This window comes from Novosphingobium sp. Leaf2, from assembly GCF_001421325.1.
Taxonomy (GTDB): domain Bacteria; phylum Pseudomonadota; class Alphaproteobacteria; order Sphingomonadales; family Sphingomonadaceae; genus Novosphingobium.
The window spans coordinates 335968-353487 of record NZ_LMJY01000016.1 but is presented as its reverse complement, the minus strand read 5'-3'; the positions used below and the strand labels follow the sequence as shown (position 1 = coordinate 353487).

The 17520-nt window shown below is 64.9% G+C and carries 16 protein-coding genes and 1 riboswitch; of the genes, 11 read left to right on the top strand and 5 right to left on the bottom strand.

Annotated features, from left to right (window positions below):
* Nucleotides 1-21: 21 nt before the first annotated feature.
* From pstC to ASE49_RS11035, 6 genes are all read left to right on the top strand, one after another.
* Nucleotides 22-1395 carry a phosphate ABC transporter permease subunit PstC gene (gene pstC, locus ASE49_RS11060; protein WP_056771907.1) on the top strand — a complete coding sequence of 458 codons (1374 nt, stop codon included), beginning with the start codon at nt 22-24 and terminating at the stop codon, nt 1393-1395.
* Nucleotides 1388-2275, top strand: a complete 888-nt coding sequence (gene pstA, locus ASE49_RS11055; protein ID WP_056771904.1) for a phosphate ABC transporter permease PstA — start codon at nt 1388-1390, stop codon at nt 2273-2275. The genes pstC and pstA overlap by 8 nt, the downstream gene beginning before the upstream one ends.
* A 4-nt stretch (nt 2276-2279) precedes the next feature.
* A complete protein-coding gene (pstB, locus tag ASE49_RS11050) occupies nt 2280-3041 on the top strand; it encodes a phosphate ABC transporter ATP-binding protein PstB (RefSeq protein ID WP_056771900.1) in 762 nt (253 codons plus the stop codon).
* Nucleotides 3042-3066: 25 nt separating this feature from the next.
* Nucleotides 3067-3765 carry a phosphate signaling complex protein PhoU gene (gene phoU / locus ASE49_RS11045; RefSeq protein WP_056771897.1) on the top strand — a complete coding sequence of 233 codons (699 nt, stop codon included), beginning with the start codon at nt 3067-3069 and terminating at the stop codon, nt 3763-3765.
* Nucleotides 3762-4454, top strand: coding sequence for a phosphate regulon transcriptional regulator PhoB (phoB, locus tag ASE49_RS11040; protein WP_056771895.1), 693 nt, complete (start codon nt 3762-3764; stop codon nt 4452-4454). Before phoU ends, phoB begins: the two co-directional genes overlap by 4 nt.
* A 220-nt stretch (nt 4455-4674) precedes the next feature.
* Entirely contained in the window at nt 4675-5373 is a 699-nt protein-coding gene (locus ASE49_RS11035; RefSeq protein WP_056771892.1) for a hypothetical protein, read from the top strand.
* 36 nt (nt 5374-5409) lie between these two features.
* Here ASE49_RS11035 and ASE49_RS11030 read toward each other — a convergent pair whose 3' ends face one another.
* On the bottom strand, nt 5410-6480 hold the full coding sequence (locus tag ASE49_RS11030) for a glycosyltransferase family 4 protein (RefSeq protein ID WP_056771889.1): 1071 nt from the start codon (nt 6478-6480) through the stop codon (nt 5410-5412).
* Nucleotides 6477-7358, bottom strand: coding sequence for a UDP-2,3-diacylglucosamine diphosphatase (locus tag ASE49_RS11025; protein ID WP_056771886.1), 882 nt, complete (start codon nt 7356-7358; stop codon nt 6477-6479). The genes ASE49_RS11030 and ASE49_RS11025 overlap by 4 nt, the downstream gene beginning before the upstream one ends.
* A gap of 232 nt (nt 7359-7590) precedes the next feature.
* Between ASE49_RS11025 and ASE49_RS11020 the strand changes: the two genes are divergently transcribed.
* On the top strand, nt 7591-8265 hold the full coding sequence (locus ASE49_RS11020; RefSeq protein WP_056771883.1) for a response regulator transcription factor: 675 nt from the start codon (nt 7591-7593) through the stop codon (nt 8263-8265).
* A gap of 27 nt (nt 8266-8292) precedes the next feature.
* Here ASE49_RS11020 and ASE49_RS11015 read toward each other — a convergent pair whose 3' ends face one another.
* From ASE49_RS11015 to ASE49_RS11005, 3 genes are all read right to left on the bottom strand, one after another.
* Complete coding sequence (locus tag ASE49_RS11015; protein ID WP_056771882.1) at nt 8293-8868, bottom strand: TMEM165/GDT1 family protein; 576 nt, start codon at nt 8866-8868, stop codon at nt 8293-8295.
* A 13-nt stretch (nt 8869-8881) separates the two neighbouring features.
* Nucleotides 8882-9066: riboswitch (yybP-ykoY riboswitch) on the bottom strand.
* A 112-nt stretch (nt 9067-9178) separates the two neighbouring features.
* Complete coding sequence (locus ASE49_RS11010) at nt 9179-11905, bottom strand: TonB-dependent receptor domain-containing protein (RefSeq protein ID WP_056771879.1); 2727 nt, start codon at nt 11903-11905, stop codon at nt 9179-9181.
* An 89-nt stretch (nt 11906-11994) separates the two neighbouring features.
* Nucleotides 11995-13605 (bottom strand): hypothetical protein, encoded by a 1611-nt coding sequence (locus ASE49_RS11005; protein WP_056771875.1) that lies wholly within the window; start codon nt 13603-13605, stop codon nt 11995-11997.
* A 293-nt stretch (nt 13606-13898) separates the two neighbouring features.
* On the opposite strand from ASE49_RS11005, the gene ASE49_RS11000 reads away from it, so the two are divergent.
* From ASE49_RS11000 to ASE49_RS10985, 4 genes are all read left to right on the top strand, one after another.
* Nucleotides 13899-14273: a hypothetical protein gene (locus ASE49_RS11000; protein ID WP_056771873.1), complete on the top strand. Its 375-nt coding sequence runs from the start codon at nt 13899-13901 to the stop codon at nt 14271-14273.
* A 183-nt stretch (nt 14274-14456) separates the two neighbouring features.
* Complete coding sequence (locus ASE49_RS10995; protein WP_442945990.1) at nt 14457-14780, top strand: TrbC/VirB2 family protein; 324 nt, start codon at nt 14457-14459, stop codon at nt 14778-14780.
* Nucleotides 14781-14783: 3 nt separating this feature from the next.
* Nucleotides 14784-15065, top strand: coding sequence for a type IV secretion system protein VirB3 (locus tag ASE49_RS10990; RefSeq protein WP_056771867.1), 282 nt, complete (start codon nt 14784-14786; stop codon nt 15063-15065).
* Nucleotides 15066-15092: 27 nt separating this feature from the next.
* Nucleotides 15093-17519 carry a VirB4 family type IV secretion/conjugal transfer ATPase gene (locus tag ASE49_RS10985; RefSeq protein ID WP_056771864.1) on the top strand — a complete coding sequence of 809 codons (2427 nt, stop codon included), beginning with the start codon at nt 15093-15095 and terminating at the stop codon, nt 17517-17519.
* The last annotated feature ends 1 nt before the right edge of the window (nt 17520 follow it).

Genomic DNA, 17520 nt, shown 5'->3' with positions numbered 1-17520 from the left:
GAAAGGGCCGATGGGCCAGTCATGATACTCACCGCAGTTCTTCTGGCCGTGATCGGCCTTGGCCTCGTCGGCTGGTTCGCCGCGCGGGGCCGGGCCCGCCTGCTGTATAGCGGGCGCGGGTCGATGCACTCGATGCCCAGCTACCATGCCTGGCACGTCGCCTTGTGGATACTGGTGCCGGCGCTGCTGGTGTGGGGCTTGTGGCAGGCGGTGATGCCGGGCCTTGTCGAAGGTGCCGTGTTCGCCAGCCCGGCCGCCGCTCACCTGCCCACCGATCCGTTCCAGCTGGGCGCGATCGTTTCCGAGGCGCGCAATCTTGCCGCCGATCCGTCCGCCGCATCCTTCAACCCAGAGGCGGAAGCGCTGGTCGAACCCTTCCGTGCCGCGCAGACGCGCTTTGGACTGATGGGCGCGGCGCTGGTGCTGGTCGTGGCCTTTGCCGGCGGCGCCTTTGCCTTCACCCGCGTCAAGGCGCGCTTCCGTGCCCGCACCCAGGTGGAGCGGGCAGTACTGGCACTGCTGCTGATCGCATCGCTCAGCGCAGTGCTGACCACCTTCGGCATCGTCGCCTCGCTGGTGTTCGAGGCCGGGCTGTTCTTCAAGGACGTGTCGCCGATCGCCTTCCTCACCGGCACGCACTGGTCTCCGGCGAGCACGGCGGGTGACAATATCTCGAACAATTTCGGCGCGGTGCCGCTGTTCTGGGGCACGATCTACATCGGCGCGATCATCGCCATGGTGGTCGCCATCCCGCTCGGCCTGATGAGCGCGATCTACCTGACGCAATACGCCACGCGCGATGTGCGCAAGTGGGTGAAGCCGCTGCTCGAAATTCTCGCCGGTATTCCCACGGTGGTCTACGGCTACTTCGCGGCGCTGACGGTGGCGCCGGTGATCCGCGATTTCGCAGCTTCTGTCGGCATGCCCAACCCGTCCACCGAAAGCGCGCTCGCCGCAGGGCTGGTCATGGGGGTGATGATCATCCCGTTCGTCTCCTCGATGGCGGACGATGCACTGGCGGCCGTGCCGCGCGCGATGAGCGACGGCTCGCTGGCGCTCGGCGCAACCCGTTCGGAAACGATCAAGCGGGTGCTGCTGCCCGCCGCGCTGCCCGGCATTGTGGCGGGCGTGATGCTGGCGATCAGCCGCGCGATCGGCGAGACGATGATCGTGGTGATGGCCGCGGGCGCCGCGGCCAACCTGTCTGCCAATCCCTTCGCCTCAATGACCACGGTGACCTATCAGATCGTCCAGATGCTGACCGGCGACCAGGAGTTCAACAGCCCCAAGACGCTGTCCGCCTTCGCACTGGGGCTGGTGCTGTTCATCGTCACTCTCATCCTCAACATCGTCGCCCTGCGCGTCGTAAAGCGGTTCCGGGAAGCGTATGAGTAACCTTGACTGGAATTCGCCCTCCGTCAGCAAGCGGCTGGTCAAGCGCCACGCTGCCGAGCGGCGGTTCAAGTGGATCGGCTTTGGCGCGATCGTGCTGAGCCTGTCGTTCCTGGCGCTGCTGCTGGTCATCATGCTCAAGAACGGACTGGCCGGGCTGGACTATCGTTTCCTGACCGGCGCGGATTCCACTGATCCCACCGTTGCGGGCGTCTGGGGCGCGACCAAGGGTTCGCTGCTGACGATGGGCGTCACGCTGCTGCTGAGCTTCCCGATGGGCGTGCTGGCAGCGATCTATCTCGAGGAATTCGCGCCGCGCGCCCGCTGGATCGAGTGGGTGGAAGTGTCGATCAACAATCTGGCGGCAGTGCCCTCGATCATCTTCGGCCTGCTGGGCCTGGCGGTGTTCATCAACACGCTGGGGATGCCGCGATCCTCGCCGCTGGTGGGCGGGCTTACCCTGGCGCTGATGACGATGCCGGTGATCGTGATCTCGGGCCGCAACGCGATCAAGGCGGTGCCGCCATCGATCCGCGAAGCCGCCTACGGGGTGGGTGCGAGCAAGGTGCAGACCACGTTCCATCACGTGTTGCCGCTGGCGCTGCCCGGCATCCTGACCGGGACCATCATCGGCATGGCCCGCGCCCTGGGCGAAACCGCGCCGCTGCTGATGATCGGCATGCGTGCGTTCATCGCCACTCCGCCAGACGGCCTCAATTCCCCGTCCAGCGTGCTGCCGATGCAGATTTTCCTGTGGTCTGACGAAATCGACAAGGCTTTCGTCCAGAACACTTCCGCCGCCATTATCGTGCTGCTGGTTTTCCTGCTCACCATGAACGGCATCGCGATCTATCTTCGAAACAAATTCGAAGTCCGCTGGTAGGGACATGAACGAAACCAAGCTCACAGCCCGCAACGTCGACGTCTTCTACGGACAGAAGAAGGCGATCAACGACGTGTCGATCGATATCGACAACGGCCTCGTCACCGCGTTCATCGGCCCGTCCGGTTGCGGCAAGTCGACGTTCTTGCGCACCTTGAACCGGATGAACGACACCATCGCCGGGGCCCGCGTCACCGGCGAGATCCTGCTGGATGGCGAGGACATCTACGCCCCGGCGATGGATTCGGTCGCCTTGCGCGCGCGGGTCGGCATGGTGTTTCAAAAGCCCAATCCGTTTCCCAAGACGATCTACGAGAACATCGCCTATGGCCCGCGCATCCACGGGCTGGCCAGCGGCAAGGCGGACATGGACCGCATCGTGGAAAATGCGCTGACCAAGGCGGGGCTGTGGGAAGAGGTCAAGGATCGCCTGACCGATGCCGGCACCGCGCTGTCGGGCGGCCAGCAGCAGCGCTTGTGCATCGCTCGTGCGATCGCGGTCAGCCCGGAAGTCATCCTGATGGACGAGCCATGCTCCGCGCTCGATCCGATTGCCACCGCACGGATCGAGGAGCTGATCGACGAGTTGAAGGAAAGCTTCGCGATCGTCATCGTCACCCACTCGATGCAGCAGGCCGCGCGCGTCTCGCAGCGCACGGCTTTCTTCCACCTGGGCAGCCTGGTGGAATACGGCGAAACCGATCAGATCTTCACCAATCCGCGCGAAACGCGCACCAAGGACTACATCACCGGCCGTTACGGCTGAGGTGAGGGGGTAACAGGAAAACGCCATGGTCGATCATACCGTCAAGGCCTTCGACACCGAGATCGGGCAGCTTCGCGGCCTCGTCGCAGAAATGGGCGGGCTCGCCGAAGTCGCCATTCGCGATGCCATCACCGCGCTGGTCCATCACGATGAGGATCTGGCAGCGCAAGTAGTCGCCGCCGATGTCCGGCTCGATGCGCTGGAAGCCGAGGTGGACCGCCTGGCGGTGCGCACCATCGCGCTGCGCGCACCCATGGCCGACGATCTGCGCGATGTGATCGCCGCGCTCAAGATCTCGGGCGTGATCGAGCGGATCGGCGACTATGCCAAGAACATCGCCAAGCGCGTCAACGCGCTGGAGGGGCGCACCAAGATCGATCCCGTCACGCTGGTGCCCGCCATGGCCGAGATCGCCGAAAGCATGGTGCGCGACGTGTTGAACGCCTACGGTTCACGCGATGCGGCGCTCAGCGTGGAAGTGATCCGGCGCGACCAGAAGCTGGACCAGTTCTACAACACGTTGTTCCGCTCGCTGCTCACGCACATGATGGAAAACCCGGCCACCATCACCAGCGCGGCGCAGCTGCTGTTCATCGCGCGCAACCTGGAACGCATCGGCGATCATGCCACCAACGTGGCCGAGATCGTCTATTACGCGGCGACGGGCGAATACTGCACCGAACGCGATTCCCAGACCGACGACACCTCGGGGCCGCTGGTATGAGCGCCGCCGCGTCCGTCCTCGTCGTCGAAGACGATGTCGCCTTGTGCGAACTGCTGACCTGGAACCTGAGCGCCGAGGGGTATGACGTGCGTTCCACCGGCGATGGTGAGGAAGCGCTGGTCATGGTGCGCGAGCAGGTGCCCGACGCCATCGTGCTCGACTGGATGATCGAGCAGGTGCCCGGCATCGAGGTGTGCCGCCAGCTGCGCAAGGACAAGCAGACCGCGCAAATCCCGATCATCATGGTGACGGCGCGCGGTGAGGAGGAGGACATGATCCGGGGTCTGAAGACGGGCGCTGACGATTACGTCACCAAGCCGTTTTCCCCGCGCGAACTGATGGCCCGGATAGAGGCGCTGCTGCGCCGCGCGCGCCCTTCGCTGGCCGGCAACGTGCTGTCATGGGGTGATATCGAACTGGATGCCACCAGCCACCGCGTGCGCCGCGGCGGCGAAGCGCTGCACCTTGGCCCCACCGAATTTCGCCTGCTGCGCTATTTCATGGAGCGCCCCAACCGCGTGGTTTCGCGCCAGCAGATCCTCGACGGGGTATGGGGCATGGATTCCGATATCGACGAGCGCACCGTGGACGTTCACATCCGCCGCCTGCGCAAGGCCATCAACCGCGACGGCGACACCGACCCCATCCGCACCGTTCGCGCGGCGGGCTATGCGATGGACGTGGCCTGACGCGCTTCGGTGCATGGCCGTTTCCAAATTTCGCCATAGGCTTACGCAACCAGCCGGCAGAGGCAGGTGAAGCGCTGCAGCTGATCGGCGGCTGACGGTGTTTTGATTATGGTCGGCCGTCACGGCCCGCATTCGAAAGCGGCCCATCCCCAAAAGCTGGTCTCAAGTGGACTTGCCCGGCCAGACCGCATAACCTTTGGTCGGCAGATTGGGAATTACGATGTCCGTCAAGCAATGGGTTTTCGCGGTTGCCGTCATGGCGACGACCAGTATTTCCTTCGGGGCCGAGGCGCGAGACGAGGTTACTGCCGAAGCGCGGCACGATGCGCTCAAAGGCCTTCTGAAGACGATAAAACGCAAACCATTTTATGCGCTGGACTGGCATCAGCTAAAGTTGGCTGCGCTGGATGATGGCGCCGCGGATCAGCTCAAGAGTGCCTTGGCACAATCGGGCCGCTCCGCTGAGGGCATCAGAGAGCAAAGTTTGTGGGTGGATGCTGCTGCTGGCCACCCGCAGGCAGTGCTCGCATTTTACGACGGCAATGCTGCCGATGCTCCGCAGGATAAGACGCTCCCCAACGCCGCATGCTGGGCGCGGGCGATGCATGGACTGGACCTTGAGAACGTCATGGCGATTTGCAACGCTGCAATTTTGGCGAACAGGGCCAGCTATACATTTGTTTGGCGCGGTATGGCTGAATTGCAGCTGGGGCTTTTCAGGCAAGCGCTGGATGATTTCGACGAGGCGCTTGGCGATGTGAAATTTCGCACCCATCCGATGTTTGTCGATGCCGTATTCGGTCGTGGGGTAGCGCGCCTCAGGCTGGGCGACGCCGCAGGTAGCGCAGATATCGAGATCGCGAACCGAGCAAATAGAAATGTTGCGGCCAAGTTTGCCGATGTCGGCATTGCCCCATGATACAGCGGCTGGGCGAAAGGTACCCTGCCGCGCCCCTCACGCCGCCGTTAGCAGCCCTTGGTCGGTGTCCTCCAGCGCGCCGGTGATGGCGGTCAGGAACTGGTCGGTGGCGCGTTCCCAGGAATAGAGGCTGCCCAGCGCTGCTGCGTCCAGCCGTTCCGCCGTCAGCGCGCCGTCGATGGCGCGGGCAAGGCAGGTGTCCACAGCGCCAGCGGGCCGGCCTACCCGATGATCCACGCCGCGTCCGTCCTCGCCCAGGATGTCGATCGGGCCGGTGACGGGGAAAGCGGCGACCGGGGTGCCGCACGCCAGCGCCTCGATCACCACCAGCCCGAACGTATCGGTAAGGCTGGGAAACACGAAGCAGTCCGCCGCGCGATAGGCGCTCGCGAGCGCTTCGCCGGACAGCGCGCCCAGGAACACGGCTGCCGGATAGCGCCGGCGCAGGCTTTCCAGCGCGGGACCATCGCCCACCACGACCTTGGTGCCCGGTACGTCCAGCGCGAGGAACGCTTCCAGGTTCTTTTCGGGCGCTACGCGGCCCACGTTCAGCAGGACAGGGCCGGGCAGGCCGGTCATCGCCGGGTGGCGTGGACCCGCCGGGCGGAACAAGTCATGATCGATCCCTCGGCTCCAGGACCGGGTGGGGCCGATGCCGCGCTGCGCCAGTTCGCTCGCCAGGCTGCGGGTGGAGACCATCACCGCGCGGCTCTGCGCGTGAAAGCGCTGGAGGATCGGCCAGAAATAGGCCGGCGACAGGCCGGTGCGCAAGGCCGCGTAGTCCGGAAAGCGGGTGTGGAACGCGGACGTGAAGGGTACCGCCCGTGACAGGCACCAGCCGCGCGCCGCCCAGCCGATCGGCCCTTCGGTGGCGATGTGCACGATTTCGGGCGCAGCCGCGTCCAGCATCCGGCGCACCCCGAAGCGCGGCGCCATCGCCAGTCGGATCGAGGCGTAGCCCGGCATCGGCAGGGTCTTGAACCGATCGGGCGTGATCGTCTCAACCGCATGGCCGCAGCGGACCAGGTGTTCGACCGTCGAGGTGAGCGACCGTACGACGCCGTTCACCTGCGGAAGCCACGCATCGGTGGCGAGCGCCAGCTTCACGCGCCAGCTTCCACCAGAGCGTCGGCCTTGGCGGTGTGGCCGCCGGTTTCCGTTACCCAGTCGATGATTGCCATGTGGCCGGTGAAGTCTTCGGCCAGCGCGGTGCAGCTTTCCACCCAGTCGCCATCGTTGTAATAGGTGATGCCGCTGAATTCACGGATTTCTGCGCAGTGGATGTGGCCGCACACCACCCCGTCGAACCCGCGCGAGATCGCCTCGTTGGCCACGGCTTCCTCGTAGCTGCCGATGTACTGGACGGCGTTCTTGACCTTTTTCTTCATGTAGGCCGAGAGCGACCAGTACGGCAGCTTGAAGCGGCGGCGCACGGCGTTGAAAGCGATGTTGGCGCGCAGCAGCATCGAGTATGCCGCATCGCCCAGGAACGCGAGCCACCGGGCGTACAGCACCACCCCGTCGAACGCATCGCCGTGGGTCACCAGCAGGCGGCGCCCGTCAGCGGTGACGTGCACCGCTTCCAGTGCCAGTTCCACGCCGCCGAAGCTGAGGCCCGCATAATCGCGCAGCATCTCGTCATGGTTGCCCGCGACAAAGATAACGCGGGTACCGCGATGCGCCATCTTGAGGATGCGGCGCACCACTTCGTTGTGGGCATCGGGCCAGTACCAGCCCTTGCGCAGCCGCCAGCCGTCCACAATGTCGCCCACCAGGTACAGCGTCTGGCAATCCACATGGCGCAGGAAATCGACGAGCATACCGGCATTGCAGCCGCGCGTGCCCAGATGAACATCTGAAATCCAGATCGTGCGGTATTTGCGCTTGGGCCTGAAGCCTTTGGGATCGGGAATATCGAGCCAGGCGGGGATGCGCCCGCCGGCATCGGTTTCGCGGCTCAGAAGCGTGTCGAGTTGGTCGCGCATGGTCGTTCATCCCCGGTTCCCTGCGCTCCTTGCTCTGGCAGCCTGGCGTTGCGCCGGCGTGACGTTTGCCGGTCAGTTTGATGACAGCAATGCGGAGGCGGACGTTTCGCCGCGATGTCGCCCATTTGTCACCCGGTCGTCATATTGGGACGGCAAAGCCCGCCCGTACGCAGGGGCTGCACAAGTCCTCGCGGTGCGGGCGCAATGGCGGAAACGGGGCGGTTCAGGGGCGATGCGGCGGATCGATATATTGCTGGCGAGCGAACTGACCGGAGGGCACGCGCCTTTCCGGCACGATCAGTTTGATGTGGTGCTGCACCGCTGGAACGAGGCCTCCGAACTGCCGCTCATCGAAGGGGCGCTGTGGATCTTCATCGACTGGGTGTTGTCTGACATGTCCGGCCTGGAACTGTGCCGCCGCCTGCGCGCCGACAGCCTGACCGCGCACGCCCATGTCACGATGGTGCTGGAAGAAGATAACATCGACGATCGCAAGCGTGCGCTACGCATGGGCGCGGACGATTACATGGTCGGCCCGCTTACGCGCACGGCGCTGCTCGACCGGGTACTGGGTGCCAACCTTGGCGATCAGGACGCCGTGGGCATCCGCGTGGTGACGCAGGGCGAGCTGATGGTGGACGTGGGCGCGTTTCAGGCGCGCTTTGCCGGCAAGCCGATCACGTTGATGCCCAACGAACTGCGGCTGCTGCGCTATTTCATCGAACATCCCGGCCGGGTGTTCAGCCGCGCGCAGTTGATCGCCGCGTTGGGCAAGCAGGAGCCGCCGGTGGACGAGCGCACCGTGGACGTGTGGATCGGGCGCCTGCGCCGCGCGCTGAAAGGCGCGGGCGCGGGCAATCCGCTGCGCACGGTACGCTCGCTGGGGTATGTGTTCGATACCCCCTGAAGGCGGGCGATGGGTGCGGACCCGTGCCTAGCCGATCCATCCGGCAGTGACCGCCAGCAGCCACAGGCCGATCACCAGGAACAGCAGCGCGGCAATCGTGCGCACCACGTTGAGCTGCACCCGTTTGATGAGCGCGTTGCCTGCAAACACCGCCGGCACGTTGGCGATCATCATGCCGATGGTGGTGCCGGCCATCACCGGCAGCACGGTGTGGAAGCGTGCGCCCAGCGCGACCGTGGCGATTTGCGTCTTGTCGCCCATCTCGACAATGAAGAACGCGATCGCGGTAGCCAGGAATGGGCCAAAGCGGCTGGGTTTGGCTTCCTCGTTCTCGTCCAACTTGTCAGGCACCAGCGTCCAGGCGGCCATCAGGATGAAGCTGGCGGCCACGGCATAGCGGAACCACAGGCTGTCCAGAAACGCCGCAGCCTGTTCGCCCACCAGCGCGGCAAGGAAATGGTTGGCCAGCGTGGCCACGAAGATGCCGCCCACGATCGGCCACGGCTTCTTGAAGCGCGTGGCCAGCACGATGGCGAGCAGCTGTGTCTTGTCGCCGATTTCGGCGAGCGCGACCACGGCGGTGGAGGTGAGCAGGGCTTCCAAATCAGATACTCCGGGGCCGGGCGACGAGTGAACGCAACGACGCATGCAGCCCCCGCCCGGCCGGGCGGAACCGCGATGCGTCATTGGTCTCACCCGAACGGTTTCCCGTCCTCCTGCGCGCCACGGCCTCTCGACCGAGTATGTTGACGGCAGGTCCCGCAATAAAGCGCGGGCGGCTACTCCCCAGATGACCCGCAAGCGCCTACCCCCATGCGGCCAGGATGAAAAGGCAAAAAAGGCCCGGCCGCATGTCAACGTGCGGCCGGGCCATCAAGGGTGCGCCGGGCGGGCAGGTCCGCCCGGCGGGAAATCAGAACGTTATGGCGGCAGACAGCGAGAACACGCGGCCCAGTGCATACGTGTTGAAGTTCACCCGGCCGTCGTCGAACGTCTGGTATTCCAGATGCTTGCGTGCGGTCAGGTTGCGGCCCTCGGCCTTCAATTCGATCTGCTTGCCGGCAACCTGGATGCCTTGGCGCAGGACCAGATCGATGCGCAGGCCCGGATACTCGATCACGTCGGGCTGGCGCGTGACCCCCACGAAGCCGCGGCTGACGGTGCGCTTGCTGGCATAATTGATCAGCAGGGTCTGCTGCGAGAGGTGTTCGGTATCCTCAAGCCCCAGCTGCAGGTTGGCGATATGCTCGCTCTGCCCGGTCAATGGCGCACCATCCTGGAAGTAGATGCTGGCAAGCTGGTCGGTGCTCGCGCCGTAGATCTGAGTCAAATCCGTGTCGGACACTTTTAGCTTCGACTTGGTGTAAGTGTAGTTGCCCACCAGCACCAGCCGCCGGTTGGCGAAGAAGCTGCCGCCCAGCTTATCCAGATAGACGTACTTCTGCACTTCCAGTTCCGCGCCGTACAAGTCGGCGGCGGGCGCGTTGGCGTAGGACGTGATGAACGATTCCGTGCCCGTCAGGTAGGATTCGATCGGGTTCTTGATGTGCTTGTAGAACGCACCGATCGACAGCCGGTCGTCCCGGTTGACGTACCATTCGAAACGCCCTTCGGCGTTGTACAGCTGGCTGTCGATCAGGAACGGGTTGCCCTGATATGTCCGGTTGCTGTCCGGGTCGTAGAAGGTCTGGTACACCAGTTCGCGGAACTGGGGCCGGGCGATGGTCTTGGAGGCATTGGCGCGCAGCTGCATGCCTGGCTGCAGTTCATACGTCAGGGTGACGGCGGGCAGGAAGTATTCCTTCTTGAGCCCGGTGGCCGTGGACGGATCACCGCCGATCGGCTTGAGCACGGTCGTCTCGTTCGCCCATTCCCAGCGCACGCCTGCATCGATAGACAGCGCATCGGTGATCTGGCCTTCCACCTTGCCGTAATAGGCGTGGTTGAGCAGGCGCGAATCGAACAGGCCGGTGTTGGCGGTCAGATCGCGCAGTTCCAGGTTGTAGTTCACGCCCGCCTGGCCAAGATACCACAAGCCCGGCTGCAGCAGCACATCGGGGCGCAGCAGGCCAAAGCCGGAGATCAGCGTCTGGCTGCCGCTGGCATAGACACCGAACTGGCGGTTGGAATTGCTGCGGGTGTTGAGCTGGTAGGCATAGCCCACCGTGCCCTTCCAGTCCGGCGTGAAGCGATGCGCCACGTCAACGCCTGCCGACCATACGTCCTCGTTCAGACGCGAAAAGCTGATCGTGGTGGGCTGCACAGAGCCTGTGCCCAGCGTGTTGACATAGCTGGAGCCGAACTGGTCGGTGGCGCTGTTGGTGCGCACGTATTCGCTGTCGATCTCGAACGGGGCGTTGCGCTTGGAATTGGCATAGCCTGCGCGCACGTCGATGCTGGTGTTGTCGTCCGGCTTGAACTGGCCGACCACCTGCGAATTGATCAGCTGGCGTTCGTACCAGGCGGTCTTTTGCGACATGAAGTCGGCCACCTGGTTGCTGTCCTGCTTGCCCACGCGCAGGCGCGTGAACTTGCTGGTGTCGTGGATGTAGACGTTGGTCCAGCGGATCGAGTTCTCGCCGAATTCCAGCGCCAGCCCCAGCAGGCCGTTGGCGACCACGCGGTTTTCGGTGCTGACGGTGCGATAGTCCTCGTACAGCTGGTTTGCCGCTGCGCTGGAGCCTTGCGTCAACTGCTGGATGGCATCGCGGGTCTGCGTCTTGTTCGAATATCCCGCCGCCGCGATGACCCCCAGCGTGGCGCCGCCCAGGTCGAATGATGTGCCGGCTGACAAGTCCGCCGAGAAGTTGGGCTGGGTGTGCTTGATCTTCTGCACCACCGAATTACGGCCGGTGAATAGCGTGCTGCCGATCGCCTTGGCCTGGTCGGAAGTGGAGTTGAGGACGGTGTTCCCGTTCAGGTAATCCTTCAGCGCGGAAGGCTGGTTGCGGTTGCCATTGTCGTACCCCGTCCAGTCGGTCTTGCTGCCGTAATAGCTGTAGCTCAGCTTGTCGGTGGTCTGGGTGTCCCAGCCCACGCCGCCGCCGATCGTCAGGAAGCTTTCGGGCGGAATCGACTTTGTGGTGAGATTGATGACGCCGCCGCCGAATTCGCCGGGGAAGTTCACCGAGTAGCTTTTCTGGACGAGCGAGGAGGCGATGATGCTGGTGGGAAACAGGTCCAGCGGCACCACGCGCTTGAGCGGCTCGGGGCTGGGCAGCGGCGAGCCGTTGAGCAGCGCCAGCGAATAGCGATCGCCAAGTCCGCGCACGTAGACGTAGCCGTTGCCCACCACGGACAGGCCGGTGACGCGGCCCAGCGCGCCGGCGATGTCGCCTTCACCGGTGCGGGCGATCTGCTCGGTGGACAGCACCGAGATGACCTGCGGGGCGGTGCGCATCACGTTGCGGTTGCGCGAACCCGTCACGATGATCGCGCCACCCGGAACCGAGATGTCGGGCGCGGCTTCTTCGGGCTCGGGATTGCCGGGCGCGGCGGGCGCATCATCGGCGGGCGTGCCTGACTGTGCGCCCATGCTGCCCGATGCGGGCGGAGAAGTGCTGTCCTGAGCCCATGCGCCAGCGGGCGCGAGCATCGAAGTGGAGAGCAGCAGCAACGAGACGAGCCGCGGCTTGGTCATGGATTGTCCCCCTGGAACACGTAAGGAAAATGGCAGAAAGGGGGCGGCCGCGAACGGGCCGCCCCCTTGATCTGTCTTGGGCGGCCGGATCAGGTGGTCGGCAGCGCCGTGCAGGCGGTGGTCGAACCGAACGCGCCGGTTGCGGTGTTGCAGGTCCAGCCGCGATACCAGGTGTCGCTCGCCCCGGAGACCGCGCCGATGTAGGTCGGCTTGTCGAAGTAGGTCGAGATGGTCTGGATGTTGGCATACGCCACAACGCCGGTCTCGTTCGTGCCGTTGACGAAGGTGCTCGTCAGGGTCGAGGTGAAGGTGTCGTTGTTGGCGTTCGAACCCGAGCCGAACTGGGTCTGGACGGCGGCGGCGTTATACGTGCCGGTGCCCAGGAACTTCGTGGCGTTGCAGCTCAGCACGGTGGCATAGGCCTTGAGCGTGGCCTGCGCCGATCCGTTGGTGGTGGTGCCGTTCAGGCGGATACACTCGTTTGCGGGCGTGTTGATGATGCCGTTGACGAGAGTGATGTCCGAGTTGCCACGGATCAGGACAGCGGCCTGGTCGTTCGAATCGTTGTTCGTGCTGGCCGCCGGCTGGATGGCGGTGAAGTTGGCGATCGTGCTGGTCTGGCGCGGTGCGTTGTCTTCGTTGCCGTTGGAGTCGATTTCCATCAGCGCGTCGCCGCCGCCACTGCGTTGCAGCAGCAGGAGGTACTGGAAAAAGCCCTTGATGCCGGTGTCGATATCTAGGCTGTCATCGTCCGCGTTGACCGCGATGTAGTGCTTCATGCGCACTTCGCCGCCGAAGAATTCGACGCCGTCGTCCGAACTGTTGACCGACTGGATGTATTCCAGCGTGGTGCCGCTGCCCAGGCTTTCACCCGTTAGCGACTGCAGTTCGATGCCGGGCGAAAGCGAATAGCCCGAATAGCGGATCTGCACGTACTTCATCGTGCCCGCGTTGTAGGTGTTGTCGGTGCCGCCGAACACGGCCGGGTTGACCGAGCCTTCGGTGTTGCGCTCGCAGTTGTTGGCGGAGGTGGAGCCGGCAGCGGTGCAGTCGGTCGTGATGCCGCGGCCCAGCAGCACTACGCCGCCCCACTGGCCCATGTCGGTTTCCGAATTGCTGCCCACCACGTTCTGGCGGCTGGTGAAGATGATCGGCAGCGCGGCGGTGCCCACCGCGTTGATCTTGTTGCCGCGATTGACCGCGAGCCAGGCGGCTTCCGAGGTGTTTTCACCGTAGATGATGACGCCCGGATCGATCGTCAGCGTGACGTTGGTGTCAGCCGTCAGGCTGCGGCTGGCGCACGATGCGGTGGTGGTGACGCGCGGCGCGGCAGCGGTCGGGGCGGTAAAGCCGCCGTCGCAGCCCACGTCCACGCGTCCGTTGATGCGGTATACCACGCCCGCCACCTTGGGCAGGCTGGAGTTCACGTTGACCAGCGCGGGCAGGGTGCAAACGCGCCAGGTGCCTTCGGGGCCGGAAATCGTGCCCGAATCGGTCAATCCGCCGGTGGCGTTGAACGCGGGGCAGCTTGCGGCGGCAACGACCGTGCCGGTGCCCGAGGTCGGGGTAGCGGTCGGCGTGGTGCTCGGGTTGTTAACCACGACGCTGCCTGCGCCCGGCGAAGAAATGTCGTCAGCCCCGCAACCGGCGAGAGCGAGGGCGCTGCAGCCCACAAGCAGTAGACCAGAAAACTTGTTCACGAATTAGTCCCCCGTGTTCAGGCGGAACGGGGCAGCGATTCCGCCTCCGTTGCACAAGCCGGCATCTAGGGGCTGAAAATGACGATCTATGGGCGATACGATGACAGTTAATTACATAAAGACGACAATGGGATGACGAATTAACACAGGTAGTCTCCATCGCTGACCGCCGGCGGTAATCTGCGCATTCACAGGTTGATTGCAGTATTATGACACTATCGACATTTTATTGATGAAAGATCCAATCAGGCAGACGTTGCGGTCATAACCAAGCTGTACCGGGAGAACGTGCCATGTCCCTTTCCATCCTTGCCGCCGCCGTACTGACCGGCCAGTCAGCCATGTCGCTCACCGCCGCACCCGCGCCGCTTTCCACTGTCGATGTCGCCTATGTCGAGCTTACGGCAGGGCAACCCCTGCGGGCTGTACACAAGCTTGAGGCGGCAGGCGCTGCGCGGTCCGACGATCCGGCGACGCTCATCAATCTCGGCGCGGCTTACGCGCGGGCGGGGATGAGTGGCAAGGCGCTGGGCGCATACCGGGCGGCGGTCGCCAGTCCGGTGCGGTACGACTTGCAGCTGTCCGATGGATCGTGGGTGGATTCGCGCTTTGCCGCGCGTCAGGCCCTGGAAGCGATGGTCGCTGCCAACACGATGGCGTTGCGCTGAACAGGGTGTACGGGAGGCGGGCCCAGCAACGCCTCCCCACGTAATTGTCCCAAAATGTGCCGATAGCATTTCGGCCTACTCATCGCGCGGCTTGACCGGACTGCCGCACTTTCGTCACACACTTGTCATCCTATGACGGCACTGGCCTCATATACGGAGGGCACAGTGATTCGTTACGCTGATATTTCGAGCCGCTTTTTACGCGGTCTAGTGGCAATGCTCGCAGGCGTTGCCGCGTTGCTTGCGCCGGCGATGGCGCAGGCGCAGGCCGTTGCCCGCGATCCTGCCGGTTCCGGTCCGATCGTCGCCGCGCTGGGCTGGCTGCAGGGCACGCTGCTGGGCAATGTCGCCACCGCCGTCGCGGTCATGGCGGTTGCCGCCGTAGGCTTCATGATGCTGACGGGCCGCATGAACTGGCGCTTCGGCGCCACGGTCATCATCGGCGTATTCATCCTGTTCGGCGCGGGCGCCATCGTTACCGGCATCCAGTCGGCCGCGGTGGGCTGAGCCATGACGCTGGCCCGCTACCCGGTGCACCGCGCGCTCACCCGCCCGCAGATGTTCGCCGGGGTGACGTACAGCTTCTTCATCATCAACGCTGCGGTGACGACGGAAATCTTCCTCATCACCAAAAGCTTCTGGGCCTTGCCCGCCGCGCTCGCCATTCACGGCGCCGGCTATCTCGCCTGCCTGCGCGAACCGCGGGTATTCGACTTGTGGATCGCCAAGGTCAGCAAATGCCCGCGCGTCGCCAATTGGCAGCGCTGGGGCTGCAACAGTTACGCGCCGTAACGAAAAACGGCGCGGGGGGACTACGACATGGCCAGAAACTTCAGGACGGCATTGACCGGGCCGATGGCGAAATTCGCGGGCAAGGAAGTGCTTGCCGGCGACCGTCTGCCGTATGCCGGCTTCGAGGATGACACCGTGGTGCGGCTGCGCGACGGGTCGGTGATGCTCGCCCTCATGGTACCGGGCCTGGCGTTCGAGACCGCTGACAGCGATGAGTTGAACGCCCACGTCGCCACCCGCGAAGTGCTGCTGCGCTCCGCGCTCGATGCGCGTTTCGTGCTGTATCACCATGTCATCCGCCGCCGGGTGGAGATAGAGATGGCGGCGCAGTTCGATGATCCGGTCGCCGCGCATATCGACGCGCGCTGGCGCGAACGGACCGGATCGGGCGCGCTGTTCGTGAACGACCAGTTCGTCACGCTGGTGCGCCGCCCCGCGCGCGGCAAGGCCGGCTGGGCGGACCGGCTGGGCCGGATGATGAAATCCAAGGCTGCTGCCGTCGCTGCCGACCCGGCTGACGTGCGCGCCTTGCGCGCCGCCGCCACCGCGATGGTCGCCTCGCTCGGTGCTTATGGTGCGCGGATCCTGGGCGATTACGAAGCACCCGCCGGCCGGTGCTCCGAAGTGCTGGAACTGTTGAGCGCACTGTACAACGGCGAAATGCGCCCGGTGCGCCGCCCGTCCGACGATACCGACATCGGCCATATGCTGCCCTACCGCCGCGCCAGCTTCGGCATGGACGCGATGGAAGTGCGCGGCGCCACCGGCGGCGGCTTTGCCGCCATCGTCTCGCTCAAGGACTATCCCGATTCCACCGCGCCCGGCCTGACGGACGCGTTGCTGCGCCTGCCCTGCGAAGTGGTGCTGACCGAGACGTACGCGCCCGCCGACCGGCAGATCGCGCGCGAACGCATCGACCTGTCGATCCGCCGCCTGCGCAGCGCCGACGAGGAAGCGCTGGCCGAGCGCCGCGAGATGAGCGCGGCGCGCGATGCGCTGGGCACCGGCGCGGTCGGCTTTGGCGATCATCACTTGTCGGTGCTGGTGCGCAGCGAAACGCTGGAGCAGCTGGACGATGTGACCGCGATGTGCGCGGCGGCGCTGGCTGATGCCGGCGCCGTGGCCGTGCGCGAGGATGTGAATCTTGAGCCCGCGTTCTGGGGCCAGTTCCCCGGCAACGAAGGCTTCATCGTGCGCCGCGCGCTGATTTCCAGCGCCAACATGGCCTGCTTCGGCAGCATGCATGGCTTTGCGATGGGGCAGGCCAGCGGCAACCACTGGGGCGATGCGGTCACCTTGCTGGCCACCACCAGCGCCACGCCGTTCTTTTTCAACTTCCACCAGGGCGATCTGGGCAACTTCAGCGTCATTGGGCCGTCCGGTTCCGGCAAGACGGTGGTGATGAATTTCCTGGCCGCGCAGGCGCAGAAGTTCGGTCCGCGCACTATCCTGTTCGACAAGGATCGCGGCGCGGAAGTGTTCCTGCGCGGGATCGGCGGCACGTACAGCCGCATCGCCGCCGGCCATCCCACCGGCTTCAACCCGCTGGCGCTGCCCGATACCGCCGCCAACCGCGCGTTCCTACGCGACTGGCTGGGCGTGCTGCTGGCCGCCACCGGCCCGGAAGAACTGGCGACGATCGCGGGCGCGGTGGACGCGGCTTATCACAACGATCCGTCGCTGCGCCGCCTGTCCCATTTCCGCGAGCTGCTGGCCGGTGCGCGCCGCCCGCAGCCCGGCGATCTGGGCTCACGCCTGGACGCCTGGCTGCAGGGCGGCGAACATGGCTGGCTGTTCGACAACCAGCATGACCGGCTGGACCTGTCTTCGCGTGTGCTGGGCTTTGACATGACCGCACTGCTGGAAAGCCCGCGCTTGCGCACGCCGGTGATGATGTACCTTTTCCACCGCATCGAGGAGCGGCTGGACGGCGAGCCGACGATGATCCTGATCGACGAGGGCTGGAAGGCGCTGGACGACGAGGTGTTCGCCGCGCGCATCCGCGATTGGCTCAAGACCCTGCGCAAGCGCAACGCGCTGGTTGGTTTCGCCACCCAGTCCGCGCGCGATGCGTTGGACAGCAAGATCGCCACCGCGCTCGTCGAACAGACAGCAACGATGCTGTTCATGCCCAATTCGCGGGCACGGGCGGAGGATTACTGCGAAGGGTTCGGGCTTTCGCGTCACGAGCTTGACGTGATCCGTACGCTGCCAGCCCACTCGCGCTGCTTCCTGATCCGCCAGTCCGACGCGTCGGTGGTGGTGCGGCTGGACTTGTCGGGCATGCCCGAAGTGCTCACCGTTCTGTCGGGCCGCGAAAGCACGGTGCGCAAGCTGGACGGTTTGCGCGAACGCTACGGCGATGCGCCCGAAAGCTGGTATCCGGTCCTGACCGGGATGCCCTGGCCGGGCGAGCTGGGCGAAGATGCACCCTGGGTCGTGGCGGCGGAGTGAG

Bases quoted from the DNA above. Each gene is read 5' to 3' on its own strand.
- ASE49_RS11010 (WP_056771879.1), bottom strand. From the start codon at position 11,905: ATGACCAAGCCGCGGCTCGTCTCGTTGCTGCTGCTCTCCACTTCGATG.
- ASE49_RS11035 (WP_056771892.1), top strand. From the start codon at position 4,675: ATGTCCGTCAAGCAATGGGTTTTCGCGGTTGCCGTCATGGCGACGACC.
- ASE49_RS11020 (WP_056771883.1), top strand. From the start codon at position 7,591: ATGCGGCGGATCGATATATTGCTGGCGAGCGAACTGACCGGAGGGCAC.
- ASE49_RS10990 (WP_056771867.1), top strand. From the start codon at position 14,784: ATGACGCTGGCCCGCTACCCGGTGCACCGCGCGCTCACCCGCCCGCAG.
- ASE49_RS11025 (WP_056771886.1), bottom strand. From the start codon at position 7,358: ATGCGCGACCAACTCGACACGCTTCTGAGCCGCGAAACCGATGCCGGC.
- ASE49_RS10985 (WP_056771864.1), top strand. From the start codon at position 15,093: ATGGCCAGAAACTTCAGGACGGCATTGACCGGGCCGATGGCGAAATTC.
- phoU (WP_056771897.1), top strand. From the start codon at position 3,067: ATGGTCGATCATACCGTCAAGGCCTTCGACACCGAGATCGGGCAGCTT.
- pstA (WP_056771904.1), top strand. From the start codon at position 1,388: ATGAGTAACCTTGACTGGAATTCGCCCTCCGTCAGCAAGCGGCTGGTC.
- pstC (WP_056771907.1), top strand. From the start codon at position 22: ATGATACTCACCGCAGTTCTTCTGGCCGTGATCGGCCTTGGCCTCGTC.
- ASE49_RS11000 (WP_056771873.1), top strand. From the start codon at position 13,899: ATGTCCCTTTCCATCCTTGCCGCCGCCGTACTGACCGGCCAGTCAGCC.
- pstB (WP_056771900.1), top strand. From the start codon at position 2,280: ATGAACGAAACCAAGCTCACAGCCCGCAACGTCGACGTCTTCTACGGA.
- phoB (WP_056771895.1), top strand. From the start codon at position 3,762: ATGAGCGCCGCCGCGTCCGTCCTCGTCGTCGAAGACGATGTCGCCTTG.